Source organism: Brevundimonas sp. MF30-B (assembly GCF_004683885.1).
Lineage (GTDB): Bacteria > Pseudomonadota > Alphaproteobacteria > Caulobacterales > Caulobacteraceae > Brevundimonas.
In genome coordinates this window covers 481,310-498,213 of record NZ_CP038440.1, presented here as the reverse complement: position 1 = coordinate 498,213, position 16,904 = coordinate 481,310, and the positions used below count along the sequence as shown (strand labels likewise).

The 16,904-nt window shown below is 68.0% G+C and carries 17 protein-coding genes; 10 read left to right on the top strand and 7 right to left on the bottom strand.

Annotation, left to right across the window (positions count from 1 at the left end; all coding sequences use genetic code 11):
- The first annotated feature begins 103 nt into the window (after nt 1-103).
- The 3 genes from E4M01_RS02460 to E4M01_RS02450 are packed head-to-tail and all read left to right on the top strand — an operon-like array spanning nt 104 to nt 4,559.
- Complete coding sequence (locus E4M01_RS02460; RefSeq protein ID WP_135062454.1) at nt 104-946, top strand: fimbria/pilus periplasmic chaperone; 843 nt, start codon at nt 104-106, stop codon at nt 944-946.
- A complete protein-coding gene (locus E4M01_RS02455; RefSeq protein ID WP_135062456.1) occupies nt 943-3,621 on the top strand; it encodes a fimbria/pilus outer membrane usher protein in 2,679 nt (892 codons plus the stop codon). The genes E4M01_RS02460 and E4M01_RS02455 overlap by 4 nt, the downstream gene beginning before the upstream one ends.
- Nucleotides 3,622-3,635: 14 nt before the next feature.
- Nucleotides 3,636-4,559: a hypothetical protein gene (locus E4M01_RS02450; protein WP_135062459.1), complete on the top strand. Its 924-nt coding sequence runs from the start codon at nt 3,636-3,638 to the stop codon at nt 4,557-4,559.
- 64 nt (nt 4,560-4,623) lie between these two features.
- On the opposite strand, the gene E4M01_RS02445 is transcribed toward E4M01_RS02450, so the two are convergent.
- Nucleotides 4,624-5,043: a hypothetical protein gene (locus E4M01_RS02445; protein WP_135062461.1), complete on the bottom strand. Its 420-nt coding sequence runs from the start codon at nt 5,041-5,043 to the stop codon at nt 4,624-4,626.
- Between the two features lie 107 nt (nt 5,044-5,150).
- On the bottom strand, nt 5,151-6,317 hold the full coding sequence (locus tag E4M01_RS02440) for a CaiB/BaiF CoA-transferase family protein (protein WP_135062463.1): 1,167 nt from the start codon (nt 6,315-6,317) through the stop codon (nt 5,151-5,153).
- 109 nt (nt 6,318-6,426) lie between these two features.
- Between E4M01_RS02440 and E4M01_RS02435 the strand changes: the two genes are divergently transcribed.
- Together E4M01_RS02435 and E4M01_RS02430 are read left to right on the top strand one after the other, a co-directional pair.
- Nucleotides 6,427-7,500 carry a bifunctional transcriptional activator/DNA repair enzyme AdaA gene (locus E4M01_RS02435; RefSeq protein ID WP_135062465.1) on the top strand — a complete coding sequence of 358 codons (1,074 nt, stop codon included), beginning with the start codon at nt 6,427-6,429 and terminating at the stop codon, nt 7,498-7,500.
- On the top strand, nt 7,487-8,008 hold the full coding sequence (locus tag E4M01_RS02430) for a methylated-DNA--[protein]-cysteine S-methyltransferase (protein ID WP_135062467.1): 522 nt from the start codon (nt 7,487-7,489) through the stop codon (nt 8,006-8,008). The genes E4M01_RS02435 and E4M01_RS02430 overlap by 14 nt, the downstream gene beginning before the upstream one ends.
- On the opposite strand, the gene E4M01_RS02425 is transcribed toward E4M01_RS02430, so the two are convergent.
- The 3 genes from E4M01_RS02425 to E4M01_RS02415 all read right to left on the bottom strand — a co-directional run bounded on the left by E4M01_RS02425 (nt 8,005) and on the right by E4M01_RS02415 (nt 10,174).
- Nucleotides 8,005-8,586: a manganese efflux pump MntP family protein gene (locus E4M01_RS02425; RefSeq protein WP_135062469.1), complete on the bottom strand. Its 582-nt coding sequence runs from the start codon at nt 8,584-8,586 to the stop codon at nt 8,005-8,007. The genes E4M01_RS02430 and E4M01_RS02425 overlap by 4 nt on opposite strands.
- A gap of 230 nt (nt 8,587-8,816) precedes the next feature.
- Nucleotides 8,817-9,188 (bottom strand): Tat pathway signal protein, encoded by a 372-nt coding sequence (locus tag E4M01_RS02420; RefSeq protein ID WP_135280307.1) that lies wholly within the window; start codon nt 9,186-9,188, stop codon nt 8,817-8,819.
- A 65-nt stretch (nt 9,189-9,253) separates the two neighbouring features.
- Complete coding sequence (locus E4M01_RS02415; RefSeq protein ID WP_167765304.1) at nt 9,254-10,174, bottom strand: aspartyl protease family protein; 921 nt, start codon at nt 10,172-10,174, stop codon at nt 9,254-9,256.
- A 161-nt stretch (nt 10,175-10,335) separates the two neighbouring features.
- On the opposite strand from E4M01_RS02415, the gene ahcY reads away from it, so the two are divergent.
- Nucleotides 10,336-11,727 carry an adenosylhomocysteinase gene (gene ahcY, locus E4M01_RS02410; protein WP_135062475.1) on the top strand — a complete coding sequence of 464 codons (1,392 nt, stop codon included), beginning with the start codon at nt 10,336-10,338 and terminating at the stop codon, nt 11,725-11,727.
- A gap of 58 nt (nt 11,728-11,785) precedes the next feature.
- On the opposite strand, the gene E4M01_RS02405 is transcribed toward ahcY, so the two are convergent.
- Nucleotides 11,786-12,910 (bottom strand): hypothetical protein, encoded by a 1,125-nt coding sequence (locus E4M01_RS02405; protein ID WP_135062477.1) that lies wholly within the window; start codon nt 12,908-12,910, stop codon nt 11,786-11,788.
- Between the two features lie 90 nt (nt 12,911-13,000).
- Nucleotides 13,001-15,163, bottom strand: coding sequence for a TonB-dependent receptor domain-containing protein (locus E4M01_RS02400; protein WP_135062479.1), 2,163 nt, complete (start codon nt 15,161-15,163; stop codon nt 13,001-13,003).
- Nucleotides 15,164-15,298: 135 nt separating this feature from the next.
- Here E4M01_RS02400 and E4M01_RS02395 point away from each other — a divergent pair, with 135 nt between their 5' ends.
- The 4 genes from E4M01_RS02395 to E4M01_RS02385 all read left to right on the top strand — a co-directional run bounded on the left by E4M01_RS02395 (nt 15,299) and on the right by E4M01_RS02385 (nt 16,880).
- Complete coding sequence (locus E4M01_RS02395; RefSeq protein ID WP_135062481.1) at nt 15,299-15,502, top strand: twin transmembrane helix small protein; 204 nt, start codon at nt 15,299-15,301, stop codon at nt 15,500-15,502.
- Between the two features lie 4 nt (nt 15,503-15,506).
- On the top strand, nt 15,507-16,079 hold the full coding sequence (locus E4M01_RS02390) for a cob(I)yrinic acid a,c-diamide adenosyltransferase (RefSeq protein ID WP_135062483.1): 573 nt from the start codon (nt 15,507-15,509) through the stop codon (nt 16,077-16,079).
- 91 nt (nt 16,080-16,170) lie between these two features.
- Entirely contained in the window at nt 16,171-16,437 is a 267-nt protein-coding gene (locus tag E4M01_RS14235; protein WP_167765306.1) for a hypothetical protein, read from the top strand.
- 158 nt (nt 16,438-16,595) lie between these two features.
- Nucleotides 16,596-16,880: a hypothetical protein gene (locus tag E4M01_RS02385; protein ID WP_135062485.1), complete on the top strand. Its 285-nt coding sequence runs from the start codon at nt 16,596-16,598 to the stop codon at nt 16,878-16,880.
- Nucleotides 16,881-16,904: the final 24 nt, after the last annotated feature.

Here is a 16,904-nt window from a genome sequence, read left to right as displayed (position 1 = left end):
TGGGCGCAGGCAACGCGTTCGGCACGAGAATTGCTTGGTTGCATAACCACAGTTTGTGGGCTTCTTTGGCCAGCTGGCCGGGGGGCCGTCGGGGAGTATCGAGATGTTTCGCGGATTGGTTCAAAGCGCGCGCCGCCTGGGTGCGGTGACGGCCGTGGTGGTCGGGGGTTTCCTGGCCGTCAGTTCGGCCGAGGCCATGCGTGTCTCCCCCATGGTGTCCGAGCTGACCACCAGCGGCGCCGGATCGGCCGCTCGGATCGAGGTCGGCAACATCGGCTCGTCTGCCATGCCGTTCGAAACCATGATCACCGAGATCACGATGGACGAGAACGGCGGGCTGACCGAAACGCCCGCCGACGACAGCTTCCTGATCTTCCCGCCCCAGGGCCTGGTGCCCGCCAACGGCCGCCAGGTCGTGCGCGTCCAGTGGGTCGGCGACACCGCCATCGATACCTCGCGCGCCTATTACCTGTGGGTCCGCCAGCTGCCGGTCGCCACCACGCCCGACGGCGAAGGCGGCGGATCGCTGCAGGTGTCTGTCCTCTATACGATGAAGGCCCTGATCGTGGTCGCGCCTCCGGGTGCCGAGGCCGACGTTCAGGTCGAGTCCGCCAAGCCGGCCCTGGTCGCTCCGCCCGCCGCCGAGATCGACCCGTCCCTGAGCGGCGACACGCCCCTGGCCGCTCCGCCCGAAGAGCCGGGTCTGGAGGTTACGGTCGTCAACCGCGGCAAGCGCTATGCTCTGATGAGCGGCGCCACCTGGACCGTGACCGGCACCGACATGGCCGGCCAGCCCTTTTCTCAGGCCCTTTCCAGCCAGACGGTCGCGGCCACGGTCGGCGTCGGCTACCTGGCGCCCGGCGGCGCACGCCGCACCTTCAAGATCCCGACCGGCGGCGTCGCCCTCGATCCCTCCAAGCCCGTGACGGTGCGGTTCACGCGATGAAGGTCTCGGGGGGGACAGTTTCGGCCATCGCCCTGATCGCGGCGATTTCGTCGACCACCAATGCGGCGGCGGCCGAAGCCGCGCGGGCCACGCTGGACTCGCTGGAGGCGGCGCAGACGGCTGCGCTCAATCTGGCCAGCCTGGCCGCGGCCCGCGCGGTCGAGCAGGTCCAGGCCGCGCCCGCCGCACCCCCCGCGCCTCAACAGGCGCCAGCCCAGGACGCCGCGCCCGCCGCCCAGGCCTCGGCCGAGAGCCAGGCCCAGCCGACGCGGCCCAACATCAACCCCTATGACCGCGACATCAATCTGACGGTGCCGCTGCAGTTCAACCGCCGGGTGCTGGGCGAACTGCCGGTTCTGCTGACGCGCGACGACCGCTTCATCGTCGATTCCGCCGGCTTCAAGGCCCTGATCAATCCGCTGCTGACGCCCGAGGCGCAGGGCGAACTGGACGTGACCCTGGCGGGCCGGACGTCGTTCGAGCCGGAAGCCATCGGCGGATCCGGCATCGCGCTGGACTACGATCCCGAACAGCTGGCCGTGCTGGTGCTGCGCATCGATCCTACACGCCGCGTGCCTGAATCCCTGTTCCGCGGCGGCACGCCCGACGCGCCGGAACGCGGCCCGGAATCGTTCAGCGCCTATCTGAACACCAGCATGGCGCTGCAACGTCGCGAATCCACCGGCGACGTCGACAAGCCCAGCATCTTCCTGAACGGCGCGGTTCGCCTTGGCGGCCTGGTGTTCGAAGCCGACGTCCAAGGTCGCGACGATCGGTTCGCCGACACCTATGAGGTCGATCGCCGCTACGCCCGCTTCGTCTATGACCAGCCCGAAGAGTATCGCCGCTGGGTGCTGGGCGACCTCAGCGCCGAGACGCGCGGCCGGCAGGGCTTCGTCGAGCTGGGCGGCCTGGGCGTGGCGCGCCAGAAGCGCCGGTTCGAATCCTTCCGCAACAACGTCCTGACCGGCGCGCGCCAGATCGTGCTGCAGGAGAACTCGGTCGTTCGGGTGCTGCGCAACGGCGTCTTCGTGCGCGAGTTCCGCCTGGATCCCGGCCAGTACGACGTCTCCAACCTGCCGCTGACCACCGGCAGCAACGACATCCAGCTGGAGATCGAGGGCCAGTCCGGCCGCCGCGAGAGCGTGGCCTACAACGCCTATCTGGACAGCATCGACCTGGAGCCCGGCGACTATGAATACGCCGCCTATGTCGGCGTGGTCAGCAACCGCGGCTTTGGCTCGCCCGACTATTCCGGCGGCGACGTCGCCTTTACCGGCTATTACCGCAAGGCCTTTCTGGACCGCCCGTCGATCGGCGTGGGCCTGCAGGCCTCGGCCGATGTGCAGACCCTGACCGGCCAGACGCAGTACCTGCTGAACGCGGGCTCGCGCCTTCGGCTGGACGGCGCGGTCTCGAACAGCAGTTTCGTGGACCAGGGCTACGCCTTCACCGTCAGCTACGACTACATCCTGGACTACGGCGGCACCGCCGACGTCTGGACCGTGGTAGCGGACTACACCTCCGAGAACTTTGCCGATCTGGGAAATTCTCTAGGTCAAAATCAGACGGCTTGGACCCTGTCTGCAGCATATTCACGACGGTTCTCGCCAGACTGGACTATGGCTTTTAGCGGTTCATACCGTCAGAGCCGTGACGCCTTTCGCGAAGATTCTTACTCTCTGAACCTCACCTCCAGCTACCGTTACGCACGCCAATGGAGTGTCCAGGTGGGCGCTGAATACGTGGAACTGGGTCTGCCCAGCAACTCGCCGTTCGGCGGGTTGGGCGGCGACGGCTTCGGCGTCACGGCCGCCCTGGTCTGGACGCCGCGCTACGACCGCCGCGCCGAGGCCCGCTACTCCAGCGCCCGCGATTCCGGCAGCATCCGCTTCCAGCAGGCGCCAGAGAACCGCGTCGACAGCTTCGGCTATTCGCTGGCGGCCACGCATGACGACGGGGCCAAGACGGTGTCGGGCCAGGTCGACTACATCTCGAACCGTTTCGACGCCAGCCTGTCGCATCTGGCCTTTGGCGAGAGCTTCTCGAACATCACCCAGGAACAGGTCACCAGCCTGCGTGTCGGCACCTCCTTCGCCACCACGGGCGGCAAGGTCGCCATGGGCAGGACCATCTTCGACAGCTTCGCCATCGTCTATCCGCACGAGACGCTGGACGGCGGCGTGATCGCCGGCGAGACGCTGGAGGGCGGACGCTTCACCTCGCGAAGCGGCGCCTTCGGACCGGCGCTGGACAACACCCTGACCTCCTACGTGAATCAGTCGGTGCGCTATGACGCCATCGACGCGCCGCTCGGCTACGACATCGGCGAAGGCATCGTGCGCGTGCGCCCCGCCTATCGCAGCGGCTACGCCATCGAAGTGGGGTCCTCGAAGTTCGTCAGCGCCTTGGGCCGCCTGGTTGGCAATCAGGACAAGCCGGTCGCCCTGGTGTCGGGTCGAGTGATTGCGCTGGATGATCCGACGGCCGAGCCTGAACTGTTCTTCACCAACTCGGTGGGCCGTTTCGCTGTGCAGAAGCTGGAACCCGGCAAACGCTATCGCGTCGAGCTGTTCTCCAGCCCGGCGACCAGCTTCGAGTTCGCCGTCCCGGCGGACAACGACGGCCTGCTGGACCTGCAGATCCTGCGCGTCCCGCTGAATATTCCCGAATGACCCGGAGGTCGCTCATGTTTCGCGCCAAGACGCTCGTCCCCGCGCTCGCCGCCGCCCTAGGGGTTCTGACCCTTGCCGGTCAGGCCGCCGCCCAAGGCCAAGGCCAGGGCCAGCCCAACTGCCAGCTGGCGTTCGAGTCCGGCCCGGACCAGTGGATCGTCCAATTTGATCCTTTCGCCGACAGCGAGGCGGCGCGCCAGTTCGACCTGGCCGTCGTCAACCGCGGCTCCGGCCCGTGCACGGGCGAGGTGGTCGTGGATACGTCGGGCGACCCCTTCGGCCTGGCCCTGAGCGGCGATCCGCAGCGCCTGCCCTATGTGCTGGTCGACGAGCGCGGCTCGATCGACGTGACGCCCCGCACGGGCGAAAGCGCCCGGCGGCCCGGCGGCCGATCATTCAACCTGCGCCCCGGCGAGCGCGAAATCCTGCGCTTCAGCTTCGCCGTCGATCCTCAGTCGCTGCTGGGAGCGGGGCTGTATTCACAGAACGTCTTCATCGGCGTGAACCATCCCAACGGAGCGCCCCAGACGCAGAAGCCCGTGACGCTGGGCGTGCAGGTGGCCTCGACCGCGCTGATGGGGCTGAAGGGCGAGTTCACGCGGCGCGGCGGTCTCGCCACCATCGACCTGGGCGACCTGACCCAGGGTGGACGGACCCTGAACACCAGCCTGTATGTGCTCAGCACCGGCGGCTATCGCGTGTCGGTGACCTCGGCAAACGCCGGGCGGCTCCGTCAAGGGGCCAGCGACTGGTTCGTGCCCTATGGTCTGGCGATCGGCGACCGCGCCATGAACCTGGCGCAGGGCGATCAGCTGGAAGTGGTGTCGCGCCGCCCGCGCCTGGACGACTATCCCCTGTCGATCAACATCGGCTCGACGGCGGGCCGCCGGGCCGGGGACTATTCCGATGTCCTGACCTTCACGGTGTCGGCGATCTGACGCGAAAAGGCCGGGCCGACGAACGACGGCCCGGCCTCATTTAAAGGCACGTCGAAGGGCGTCGTCAGATCGGCTGGATCGTCAGCGCCAGCACCAGCGGCTGCTCCAACTCGACCTCGTCGAAGCGGTAGTCGACCGTGCGGATGGTGGCCAGGTTGGAGCGACGCAGCACCTGGTCGCCGGTCTTGGCCAGATCCAGCGCACGGTCGCCGTAGATCAGCCGCGCCTTTTCGGTCGCCAGCAGCGGTCGGTAATTGGCCGAGACGGTGAAGCCGCCTGGGCTGTTGCACGCCTCGACCACCTGGCCCGAACGGCCGGTTTCAGCCAGCACCGGGCTGGCGGGGCGAACCCAGCAAGCGACCGGCACCGTCGCCGTCACCCGGAAGGTGTGGCTGCCGGTCGGGCCCGCCTGGGCGGCCTGGGCGAAGGTCATTGCGGCGGCCAGGGCGGCGGCCGAGGAAATCACGCGAAAGGTCTTGGTCATCGGGTCGTCCGATCCATGCCGTTGTGACACGACCCTAGACCCGGCCCTGTTAAGGTCAGGCGATCAGACACGCTTAGCGAGCGGTATGCGAACAGGCTTAGCGGGCGCTAACCATTCGTCTGGCCCAGGGCGGGGGGCGGCGCAGCAGCCACCAGCGGGGCTCCGTCCAGACGGATCGGATTGGCGACGGTGCGGACCGGCTGGGTCAGGTCCGGGCGCGTCTGCTCGACCACCAAGCCGCGCGCCACGGCCTGAGGCTCGGCGAAGACCTGATCCACAGTGTTGACGGGCCCGCAGGGCACGCCCGCCGCTTCCAGCGCCGCGATCAGCCCGGCCTGGGTGAAGCCGACGACAAGGGCCGAAAGGGCGGCCGAGAGAGCCGCGCGGTGCTCGACCCTGACGGCGTTGGTCACGAAGCGCGGATCCTCGCCCAGCTCAGGCGCGCCCAAGGCGGTCGCCAGGGCGCGGAATTGGCCGTCGTTGCCGACGGCGACCACGACCGAGCCGTCGGAACAGGCGAAGGGCTGGTAGGGGGCCAGGTTGGGGTGGGCGTTGCCCATGCGGCCGGGCGCCTGTCCCGAAACGAACCAGTTCGTCGCCTGATTGGCCAGCATGGCCGCCTGGACGTCGAACAGGGCGATGTCGACATGGCCGCCGACTCCCGACGCCCGCGCTCTCAGCAGAGCGGCCAGCACGCCGTTGGCGGCATACAGGCCGGTGAACAGGTCTGCTACGGCGACACCGACCTTCATGGGCTCGGCGCCCGGCTGGCCATCGGCCTGGCCGGTCACGCTCATCAGCCCGCCCATGGCCTGGATCATGTAGTCGTAGCCGGCCTGGTGCGCGCGCGGGCCGGTCTGGCCAAAGCCGGTGATGGAGCAATAGACCAGTTCTGGGCGGTCCTTGGAGAGGCTGGCGTAGTCCAGGCCGTACTTCTTCAGGCCACCGACCTTGAAGTTCTCGACCACCACATCGCAGGTCGCGGCCAGGCGGCGCACCGCCTCGGCGCCGTCGGGCGTGGCGATGTCCAGCTCCACCGAGCCCTTGCCCCGGTTGGCGCACAGGAAATAGGCCGCGTCCCCACGCGAGCCGTCGGTGCGGATGGTGAAGGGGGGACCCCAGTGCCGGGTGTCGTCGCCGACGCCCGGCCGTTCGATCTTGATCACCTCAGCGCCGAGGTCCGCCAGCAGTTGGGTCGCCCAAGGCCCGGCCAGCACGCGCGAAAGGTCCAGCACGCGGACACCCTTGAGGGGCGGAGAGGAAGTAGTGGTCATGCGGCCAATCTAGGACTGATGTCGAAGGATGTCGCGGGAAACGGCCGGGTGCCGCTGCGATGTCCGAAAACCGCGAGACATCGACGGGCGTCGGGCTCATGCTGAGCTCATGAACCAGTCGCTGGAGCCCGAAGCCTGCTACCGCGCGGTCGTCACGCGCGACCCGCGGTTCGACGGTCGGTTCTTCACCTGCGTGAAGACGACGGGAATCTACTGTCGGCCGGTTTGCCCGGCGCGCACGCCTCGGCGCGATAACGTCAGTTTCGTCCCCAGCGCGGCGGCGGCGGAAGAGGCGGGATACCGGGCCTGCCTACGCTGCCGGCCCGAGACGGCGCCCGACATGGGGGCGTGGAAAGGCACATCGGCCACCGTCGGCCGGGCCCTGGCCCTGATCGAGGCGGGGGTGCTGGACGAAGCCGACGTGGACACCCTGGCGGCCCGGCTGGGCATGGGCGAGCGGCAGCTTCGGCGTCTGTTCCGACGACATCTGGGCGCAGCGCCGGTCAGCGTGGCTCAGACCCGGCGCGTGCTGCTGGCCAAGGCGCTGATTCAGGAGACGGACTTAGGGCTGGCCGAGGTGGCGCTGGCCTCGGGCTTCGGCAGCGTGCGGCGCTTCAACGAGACCTTCCAGGCCCTGTATGGCCGCCCGCCCTCGGCGCTTCGGCGCGGGGCTACACGCGGCGAAGGTGGCGGCGTCAGGCTGAGCCTGGCCTATCGCGCGCCCTATGATGAAGGGGCGATGCTGGCGGCGCTCACGGCGCGCGGCGACAGCGTTCAGGCCGGCGTCTGGCGGCGCGCCCTGTCGCGAGAGGTCGACGGCGCGGCGGGTTCGGTCTCGGCCCGGTTCGCCAAGGGTCGGCTGGCGGTCGAGGTCGAGACGCCGGACCTGCGGGTTCTGCCGGGCGTGCTGGCGCGGGTGCGGCGAGTGTTCGACCTGTCGGCCGACCCCGAGGCCATCGCCGCCGATCTGGCGCTGGATCCCGGCCTGCGGTCGGCGCTTGAGGCGCGGCCGGGGCTGAGGCTGGCGGGCGACTGGCTCGAGGCGGTCGAGACGGCGCCCAGCGATCGACTGCCCGAGGATTTTCCCAGGACGCTGGCCGAGCGGGCCGAGGCCTGGCGGCCCTGGCGCGCCTATGGGGCGCTGTATCTCAAGACGATGGAGACGCGTGATGTCGCGGCCTGAACGCCTGACGCTTGACCGGATCGAGACGCCGCTGGGCGAAGTGCTGCTGGTCACCGACGCCGAGGGCGCGGTGCGCGCGCTGGACTTCACGGACTTCGAACCGCGCATGATGAAGCTGCTCGCGCGACATTACGGCGCAGTGGAACTGTCAGAGGGCCTGGCGCCCGAGGCCGTGCGGATGGCGGTCCGGGCCTATTTCGACGGCGACGCGCACGCGCTGGACGGCCTGGCGACCCGCACGGGCGGAACGGATTTCCAGCGTCAGGTCTGGGCGGCGCTGAAGACCATTCCGGCGGGCCAGACCCGCAGCTACGCCCAACTGGCGGCCATGATCGGCCGGCCGAGCGCGGTGCGGGCCGTCGGCCTGGCCAACGGCGCCAATCCCATCGCCCTCATCGCGCCCTGCCACCGCGTCGTCGGCGCCAACGGAACCCTGACCGGCTATGCCGGCGGGCTGGAGCGCAAGCGCTGGCTGCTGGCGCACGAGCAGGCCGCGCGGCGGCCCTAGAGCTTCACGCCCCCGCCGGACAGCAGGCCCGTGTGCTCCGCCAGGATGAGCGTGCCGATGCCGATCAGGGCCACGCCGCCGATGATCTCGGCCGCCTTGCCGAACCGCACGCCGACGGCCGCGCCGATGCGCATGCCCACCGTGGTCAGCACGAAGGTGGTGACGCCGATGCTGAGCGCGATGATCCAGATGTTCACGCCGATGAAGGCCAGGCCCACGCCCACGGCTGCGGCGTCGATCGAGGTGCCGACGGCCGTGGCGATCAGGGGCCACACGCCCGCGCGACGCGGGGGGGCGTCCTCGTCGGTCTTCTTCAGGCCCTCGTGGATCATCTTGGCGCCGACCACCGCCAGCAGGCCGAAGGCGATCCAGTGGTCGATCCGCTCCACCAGGCCGGCGGCGATCATGCCCAAGCCCCAGCCGATGATGGGGGTGATGGCCTCGATCACGCCGAACACCAGGCCCGCGCGCACGGCCGCGGGCCAGGTCGGGCGGTGCGCCGCGCCACGGCCGACGGCGGCGGCGAAGGCGTCCGTGGACATGCTGAGCGACAGGATCGCGATGGCGCCTGGGGTCATGGAGTACTCCGCCGGGCGAGCAACGAGACGCGCGTCCTTCCGTCAGCCCGGCAAGGCGACAGGACGCGCTGGTCTCGCCAGGTGAAGCCAAGGCTTCACTGATCGCGCCACGCCCGCGCCGAAAACGGCGAAGGCGAATGTGTTGACGCGACCCCGGCCATGACGCTGCCGGCGGCTACTCCCCAACGGGTGGGCGTCCCTCTAGCCGCCCGCGCGGTGGAGATCAACGATCAGACCACCATCACCGTGCCCAGCAGCACGCGAGCGCCCGGCCGGCCGAGCACCTGGTCCGTGGCGGATTGTAGGGCCCGCGCCAGCGCATCGACGTCAGGAACAGCCGCCGGCAGCAAACCTTGGGCGGTGCGCTGGATGACGGCCCCGTAGGCCGCGTTCAAGCGGGGCTGCGACTGTTCGGCCCTTGTGCGGAGGGCGACGTCCGCGACATCCACTCCCACTTCCACCGACATCACGCCTCTACGACCGTCGCCGCGCACCACCGTGCCGGTCGCCGTCGATAGACGCAGGTAGGTGTTGGCCGAAGGCGGGGCGGTGGGCCCGCCCGTGCGGCGCGGCTTCAGACCTATGAGGACCCGGCGTTCCATGGGGGCGATCATGGGCCGTTGCTCGTTAAGACGCGGTTTGCATCCGCTCAGCAGTCCCGCTGCGGCTATAGGGACGCGCCGAACTCGCCTCGGCCGAGATCCATCCAGACGCTGTCGAAGAGACTCAGGACGTCAACCGCGAGAAGCATGGCGGGCTGCTGCTCCAGACCCGAAATACGAAACGTGTGAAAATCCCCGACGACCACCGGCAACTGCGAAATCGTGTATCCCGCGAAGCTGAGCCTTGGCAGCACGCGGACGTGAGCCGCCGCGGAGAGGCCGCTGGGTGACTGGATCCGGCTTTGTCCGCCTTCCGCCGGAGGTATCGTCCTGGCGCGTCCGGCGATGGCGGCGGGCAGGTTGATCACGCTTGCTTCGGCGCCGGAATCGACGATGGCCACCGCCGCCGCCCGGCCCAGCTTTACGGGGATGGCGAAAAGATCGAACGGCCCGACCTGAAGCAGATTCGTCCGCTTCAGCAGCGAGGGGGACGTTTCCGACAGGCCTCGCCGCGCGGAGGAGCCGCCGATGCGCGCCCGCACGCCCCCTCGGAAATTGAGCGTCAGTCGCTGCCGAAGCAGGAAGTCCATTCCCAGGAGACCATCCAGACCTTCCATGGCCGACCGAAGGCCGACGGCCAGACGCTGACGCTGAAGGCGTCGCGCTCCGCTGGCGATCTCTTCGGCCCAGACGGATGGGACGACCTCCGCGCCGAGAAGCGTGTGCATGGTCAGGGGCTCCCCCGCTCGCAATTCAAGCGGCGCAACCAGGTCGCTGGCGATGACGGAGCAGTTGGCCGCGCTGTCGATCGCGAAACGCAAAGGCCCGCGCCCGTTCACATGGGTGGCGGCGACGACCCGTCCACGGGTCCTCGCCGACGCCGGCTCATGCGGTGTGTCGCCGGGAGCGGCTTCCTGAGCGACCGCAGCCGGCGCTCCGACGGCCCATCCGGCCGCGGTCCACAGCAACGAACGGCGAGAAAGCATCGCCATTCCTCCTCAGCCGCAGCAAACGCCTTTGCGGCCCGCGCGGCAAGAAAAACCGCAGGCACGGATATAAGGACATCCTTATGGGTTTCTTGCCCCGAGCGGCGGCGGCGGCTATACGGCGGCTGACTTTCCCGAAAAGACGACATCAGGAGCCGACCGTGGCCGACTATATCGTGCGCGACATCTCTCTCGCTCCCTGGGGCGAGAAGGAAATCGCCATCGCCGAAACCGAAATGCCCGGCCTGATGGCCCTGCGCGATGAATACGGCAAGGCTCAGCCGCTGAAGGGCGCCCGGATCGCCGGCAGCCTGCACATGACTATCCAGACCGCCGTGCTGATCCAGACGCTGGAAGCGCTGGGCGCTGAGGTCCGCTGGGCCTCGTGCAACATCTATTCGACCCAGGACCACGCCGCCGCCGCCATCGCCGCCAGCGGCACGCCCGTGTTCGCCACTAAGGGCGAGACGCTGGAAGAGTACTGGGACTACGCCCACAAGATATTCGAATGGGCCGACGGCGGCTATCCGAACCTGATCCTGGACGACGGCGGCGACGCCACCCTGCTGTGCGTCCTGGGTCCCAAGGCCGAGAAGGACGCCAGCGTCCTGGACAACCCGCAGAACGAAGAAGAAGAAGCCCTCTACGCGGTGATGAAGCGGTACCTGAAGGAGAAGCCCGGCTTCTATTCGGCGATCCGCGACGCCATCGGCGGCGTGTCGGAAGAAACGACCACCGGCGTGCACCGCCTGTATCAGATGGCCGAGCGCGGCGAACTGCCCTTCCCCGCCATCAACGTCAACGACAGCGTCACCAAGTCCAAGTTCGACAATCTGTATGGCTGCCGTGAATCGCTGGTCGACGCCATTCGCCGCGGCACCGACGTCATGCTGTCGGGCAAGGTCGCGGTGGTCTGCGGCTACGGCGACGTGGGCAAGGGCTCGGCCGCCTCGTTGCGCCAGGGCGGCGCGCGCGTGATCGTGACCGAAATCGACCCGATCTGCGCCCTGCAGGCGGCGATGGAAGGCTATGACGTCCAGACGCTGGAAGACGTGGCTGGCAAGGCCGACATCTTCGTCACCGCGACCGGCAACAAGGACGTCATCACCGTCGAGCATATGCGGGCGATGAAGCACAACGCCATCGTCTGCAACATCGGCCACTTCGACTCCGAGATTCAGGTCGCCGGCCTGAAGAACATGAAGTGGGACGAGATCAAGCCGCAGGTCGACCATGTCGAGTTCCCGGACGGCAAGAAGATCATCCTGCTGTCCAAGGGCCGCCTGGTGAACCTGGGCAACGCCACGGGCCACCCCTCGTTCGTGATGAGTGCGTCCTTCACCAACCAGACGCTGGCCCAGATCGAACTGTGGACCAACAAGTCCGCCTATCAGAACCAGGTCTATGTCCTGCCCAAGCACCTCGACGAGAAGGTCGCCTTCCTGCACCTGGCCAAGCTGGGCGCCAAGCTGACCAAGCTGTCCAAGGACCAGGCCGACTACATCTCGGTGCCGACCGAGGGCCCGTTCAAGCCGGACCACTATCGCTACTGATCACAAGCGATCGAAAAGACGAGGGCCCGGCGAACGAACGCCGGGCCCTTTTTCGTTGTCAGGCGGCGATGTCGCGCGGGTCTACGGCGCTGGACTCGCGGCCCATCAGGCCCGTCTCGAAGTCCATGAAGATGTCGATCAGCTCGTCTACCCCGACCGGCGGCGACTTGGGTCCGAAACGGAAGTTCCAGAAGCTGACGATGTGCTGCACCGCGCCCAACTGATCGCCCAGGCGGCTGAACATGGCCGGCGCCTCCAGAAGGAAGTCGCGGAAGGCCAGCGGATTGCCTTCGCGCGTCAGACCCTCATAGGCCTCGTCGTAGACCTTGAGCGTGCGACTGACCTCGACGCAGGTCTTGAGGATGTGGCTGCGAAGGACGTGGCGGCCGCGCTCGATGTACTCGCGCGCCGCTGGATCGCTGGGGCCGGTCGGCTTCACCTTGGCAACGGCGTCCGCGACGCTCGCCACGTCGGCCGTCATCGCGTTGAGCGACCACTTGTAATAGAGGAAGCCCTTCCAGCAGAAAACGCCCTCCTGGTACTGCTCAGGCTGCAGACGCAGCGTCTGGCCCAGAACCTCCATGCCGTCGCCAGGCGCGTTTGACAGAATCTTGGCCGCCATCCGCTCGATAGAGCTGGAAGCGGTTACATCTCCACCCAGGCTGAGGATGACGAGCGGCTCGATCTCCTGTTTCACGAAGCTGAGCATCCGATCCAGGTCGGCCTCTGACAGGGCGAAATAGCAGGCGCCCGCATCCACCCCGCCGCGACGAAGCTGCTCGCGCAGCAGGAAGGGGTCCAGCGACGGCAACTTGTCCATCAGGCGCAAGGTTTGCAGGTCGGGATGGTCGTGGCCGAGGCCGAAGGATTCGTGCAGCGCCCGCTCGAAGCCGAACTGGTCCACGAAGACATAGCGGCCGCCGCTCTTCAGGTCGGTGCTGTCGATCGGAATGACCACCTTGGTCGCGATCTGGCGACGCCCGGGAAACAGGTCCAGCTCGTTGCGGCGCAGGCGGTGCTTGATGATCAGCGAACGGTTCAGTCCGGCGGTCTGGAACATGGGTTTCTCGGCCCATTCCTCGGTGTGACCGTGTTCCTCGGCGACGTTCAACAAGTTGAGCACGCGCGCGGTCGAGGCCGTGCGACGGAGATGCTCGAGATTGCGAACGTTGCGGTCTGACATGGATCCCCCGATCTAAGAAGGACCCATACAGGGTAAAGGTTGATCAACCGTGCCTTTGAAAAACTTTGGTCGATCAACCTCGCGCGCGTTTCAGAAGCGCGCCGTCACAGAAACCCACAGGCGTCGAGGCTCCTGGTTGTTGGCGTACTTCGGCGTGTAGGCGACCGGCGTTCCGTACGGCAGCAGCTGCACGAAGTCGGTGTCGAACACGTTGTAGACGGCTGCAGTAAAGGTGACGTTGTCGGTCGCGTCATAGGCGCCGCCGATGTGCATCAGCCCATAGGCCTCGTAGTCGCCCCAGACGTCCTGGGGCACGCCCGCGCCGCGATAACGCTCCGACCGATATTCGCCGCGCACCCAAAGGCCCAGGCGGTCGGTGGCCTGCCAGCGCAGATTGGCGTTGACCATATGCTCGGGCGTGTCGGTCAAGGGCAGGCCGGCCGAGGCGCCCGACTTCTGCTCGCTCTCTGTGAAGGTGTAGTTGGCCTGCAGCATCCAATCCGGGGCGAAGCGCCAGCGCATCGAAGCCTCGGCGCCGCGCGTCTCGGCCTCGTCGATGTTCACCGACTGGCCAAAGGTGGCGAAGGTGGGCCAGAAGCCGACGTCGGCGCAGCCCGTGGTCGGATAGCCCCCGGCCGCATACTGCGCCGCCGTCAGGCCGAAGCTGCAGTTGGCGATTGGCACGCCCGAGGCGATCTTGTCCTCAAAGGTGTTGTGAAACAGCGTAAGACTGGCCCGGATCGGGCCGCCGGCGTCATAAAAGGCGGCGATCTCTGTCGAAGTGGAGGTCTCGGGCTTCAGCGTGGGCGTGCCCAAAAGCGGCAGGCGGCCCTGCTGGCCGAAGCCGTTGATGCCCTCCGCCAGTTGCTCCAGCCGCGGCGTCTTGAAGCCCTGGCTTACGCCGCCCTTGAAAGTCCAGGCGTCGGTCGCGTTCCACACCAGATAGGCGCGCGGGCTGAAGTGCGAGCCGAACTTGGAGTGGTCGTCGTGACGCGCGCCCAGGGTCAGGGCCAGGGTGTCGGTGAAACGCCACTCGTCCTCTGCGAACAGGGCCCACTGGGTGTGCTCGAACCGCTCGGGCGCCACGCCGTCGACCATCTCGGCTTCCCAGTACTGGCCGCCGACGGTGAAGGTGTGGTTGCGCCACTGCGAGAACAGCTTGGTGTCGAAGATGCGGTTCTCGCTCTCCAGGGTGCGAGGACCGCCAGCGCCGGCGACGCCGTTGGGGATGATCCGGCCAACGGTCTCGGTGCGGCCCAGCGACACATTGGACTCCAGCATGCCGAACGGCAGGCGCCAGTCGTGCGCCAGCGAGACCTGGTCGCGGTTGAACTCAAGGAATTTGTCATAGCCGCCGGCGGTGGTGGCGGTGCCCATCTCGCTGTTGCGGTTGTCGTACCACTGGCGCGCGACATCGACGTCCAGCCAGACGTCGTGATCGGGGTGCGGGGTCGCCGACAGGCGGCCGCCGACGCTCCAGATGCGGTTGGCGGTCGAGCTGCGCCCGAAACCGGTGACGGGCGCATCGGTCCCGACCGCGTTCTCGAAGGTCAGGCTCGACGCCTCGCGCTCGGACCGAGAGGCACGTAGCGTCAGGCCCAGGCGATCGCGGATCAGCGGGCCGCTGAGGTAGACGTCGCCGCCGCGGATGTCGCCGAACTCGTTATCACCCTGCAGGGTGTAATGAGCCGTGCCGGAGCCGGTCCAGACATCGCCGACCTTGCGGGTGATGATGTTGACCACGCCGCCCATGGCGTCGGAGCCGTACAGGGTCGAGACCGGGCCGCGCACGACCTCGATCCGCTCGATGGCCGAGACGGGCGGCAGGAAGCTGGTCGCGGTCTCGCCAAAGCCGTTGGGCGTAACGCTGCCGGCCGTGTTCTGGCGGCGACCGTCGATCAGGATCAAGGTGTAGTCCGAGCCCATGCCGCGGATGTTGATGGTCTGGCCGCCAGTCTTGCCGACGGGCGCCCCGACATCGACGCCTTCGACGGCGGTCAGGATTTCGGCGATGGAGACCGCGCGCATCTCCTCGATCTCGGCGCGCGGAACGACGCTGATTGAGGCCGGCGCCTGCTGGATGCGCTGCTCGAAACCGGCCGCGGTGACGACCACGTCGGCCACCTGGTGGGCCTGCTGCTGGCGGCTCTGATCCGTCTCTTCGGGCGATGCAAGGGCTGAAGACGCCACGGCGCTGAGGGCGACCGCGCTCAACCAGCCGGATTTGCGCGAGAGAACGGAGGAGATGATCATGAAGGCGCCCCAAAGAGATACTTGCGAGCGCCTCTCAATAGCGACTCCCCCTCCCTGTCAAGGATAAATGCGAATTAGTCGCACTTGCTGAGCGAACTGCTGGCGCAAGGGCGGACACAAGCCTAGAAGACAGCCATGAGCGTCTTTGACATCCTGATCCTGGCGGCTGTGGCGGCGGTGGCCATCACCCTTTTCTATGGCCTCTACACCTTGTATCGCGGGGGCGACCTGGCCCGCTCGCGGTCCAACAAGATCATGCGGCTGCGAGTGCTGCTGCAGGCGGTGGCGGTCGTCCTGCTGCTGATCGGCTTCTGGTGGAAATCCACGCACGGAGCCTGATGCGATGGTGGTGCTGAACAAGATCTACACCCGGACTGGCGACGGCGGCCGCACCCGCCTGGCCTCAGGCGCCGAGACCTCCAAGACCGACTCTCGCGTCGCCGCCTATGGCACGGTCGACGAGCTGAACGCCGTCCTGGGCGTCGCTCGCCTGCATTCGGGCCAGAACGACCGCATCGACGCCATGCTGGCTCGCATCCAGAACGAGCTCTTCGACCTCGGAGCCGATCTGGCGACGCCGTTGGATCCGCCGCCCGCCTGGGAGGCGTTGCGCATCGTCGCCTCGCAGGTCGAACGGCTGGAGCAGGAGATCGACTGGATGAACGAGAGCCTGAAGGCGCTCGACAGCTTCATCTTGCCGGGCGGCGCGCCCCTGTCGGCGCACCTGCATCTGGCGCGCACCGTCTGTCGCCGCGCCGAGCGCGAGGCGGTCGCCCTCGTCGAGACCGGGGCGGAGCTGAACCCGGAGGCGGTACGCTATCTCAACCGCCTGTCGGACCACCTGTTCGTCGCCGCCCGCCGCGCCAATGCCAACGGCGCCGGGGACGTGAAATGGCGGCCCGGCGCCACCCGCTGAACCAAGCCGAGACTTGCACATCGGCTCACGGCCGCGTTACCCCTGTAAAGCTTGTCGGGATCGGCCCGACTGACAGACAGGGGTAAGACACATGAAGATCCGTACGCTGATCACCGCCGCCGCCGGCGTGGCCGCTCTCTCGGTCGCCGCCTGCCAGCAGCCGGCCGACACCACGGCCGCAGACACCACCGCTGACGCGGCCGCCGACACCGCTGCGGTCGCCGCCGATCAGGCCGCGGAAGCCGCCGGCTCGGCCGCAGCCTCGGCGGACGCCGCCGCGGCTGAAGCGACCGACGCCGCCGTCGCCGCCGGCACCACGCCGCCAGCCGACGCTCCCGCCCCGGCTCCGGCGCAATAAATCGACACACGCGAGGCGGGCGCAGACGCCCGCCTCGCGTGTTCACCGCAATCGATCACGAAGCTGTGAGAATTCGCTTGCGGTTTCGCTCACGATCCCGTTATCTGTCCTCAGCGGGGGTTCATGACCCCGCCATTTCCCTTCTGAAGGACAAAACCATGCGCATCACCGCTCTGATCGCCGCCTCGGCCGCCGCTCTGGCCCTGGCCGCTTGCCAACCGGCCGCCGAAGACACCGCGACCGACGCCGCCGCCGACGCTTCGGCCGCTGCCGACACCGCCGCTGACGCCGCCGCCACCGCCGACGCCGCCGCCACCGACGCCGCTGCCGCCGCTGGCGAAGCTTCGGCCGCCGCCGCCGCCGCTCCGGCTGCTGACGGCACCGTTGCTCCGGCCACCACGGAAGCTCCGGCTGCTGCTCCGGCTCCGGCCGCCGCTCACTAAGACTTCGGTCTTTTGACGGTTCGT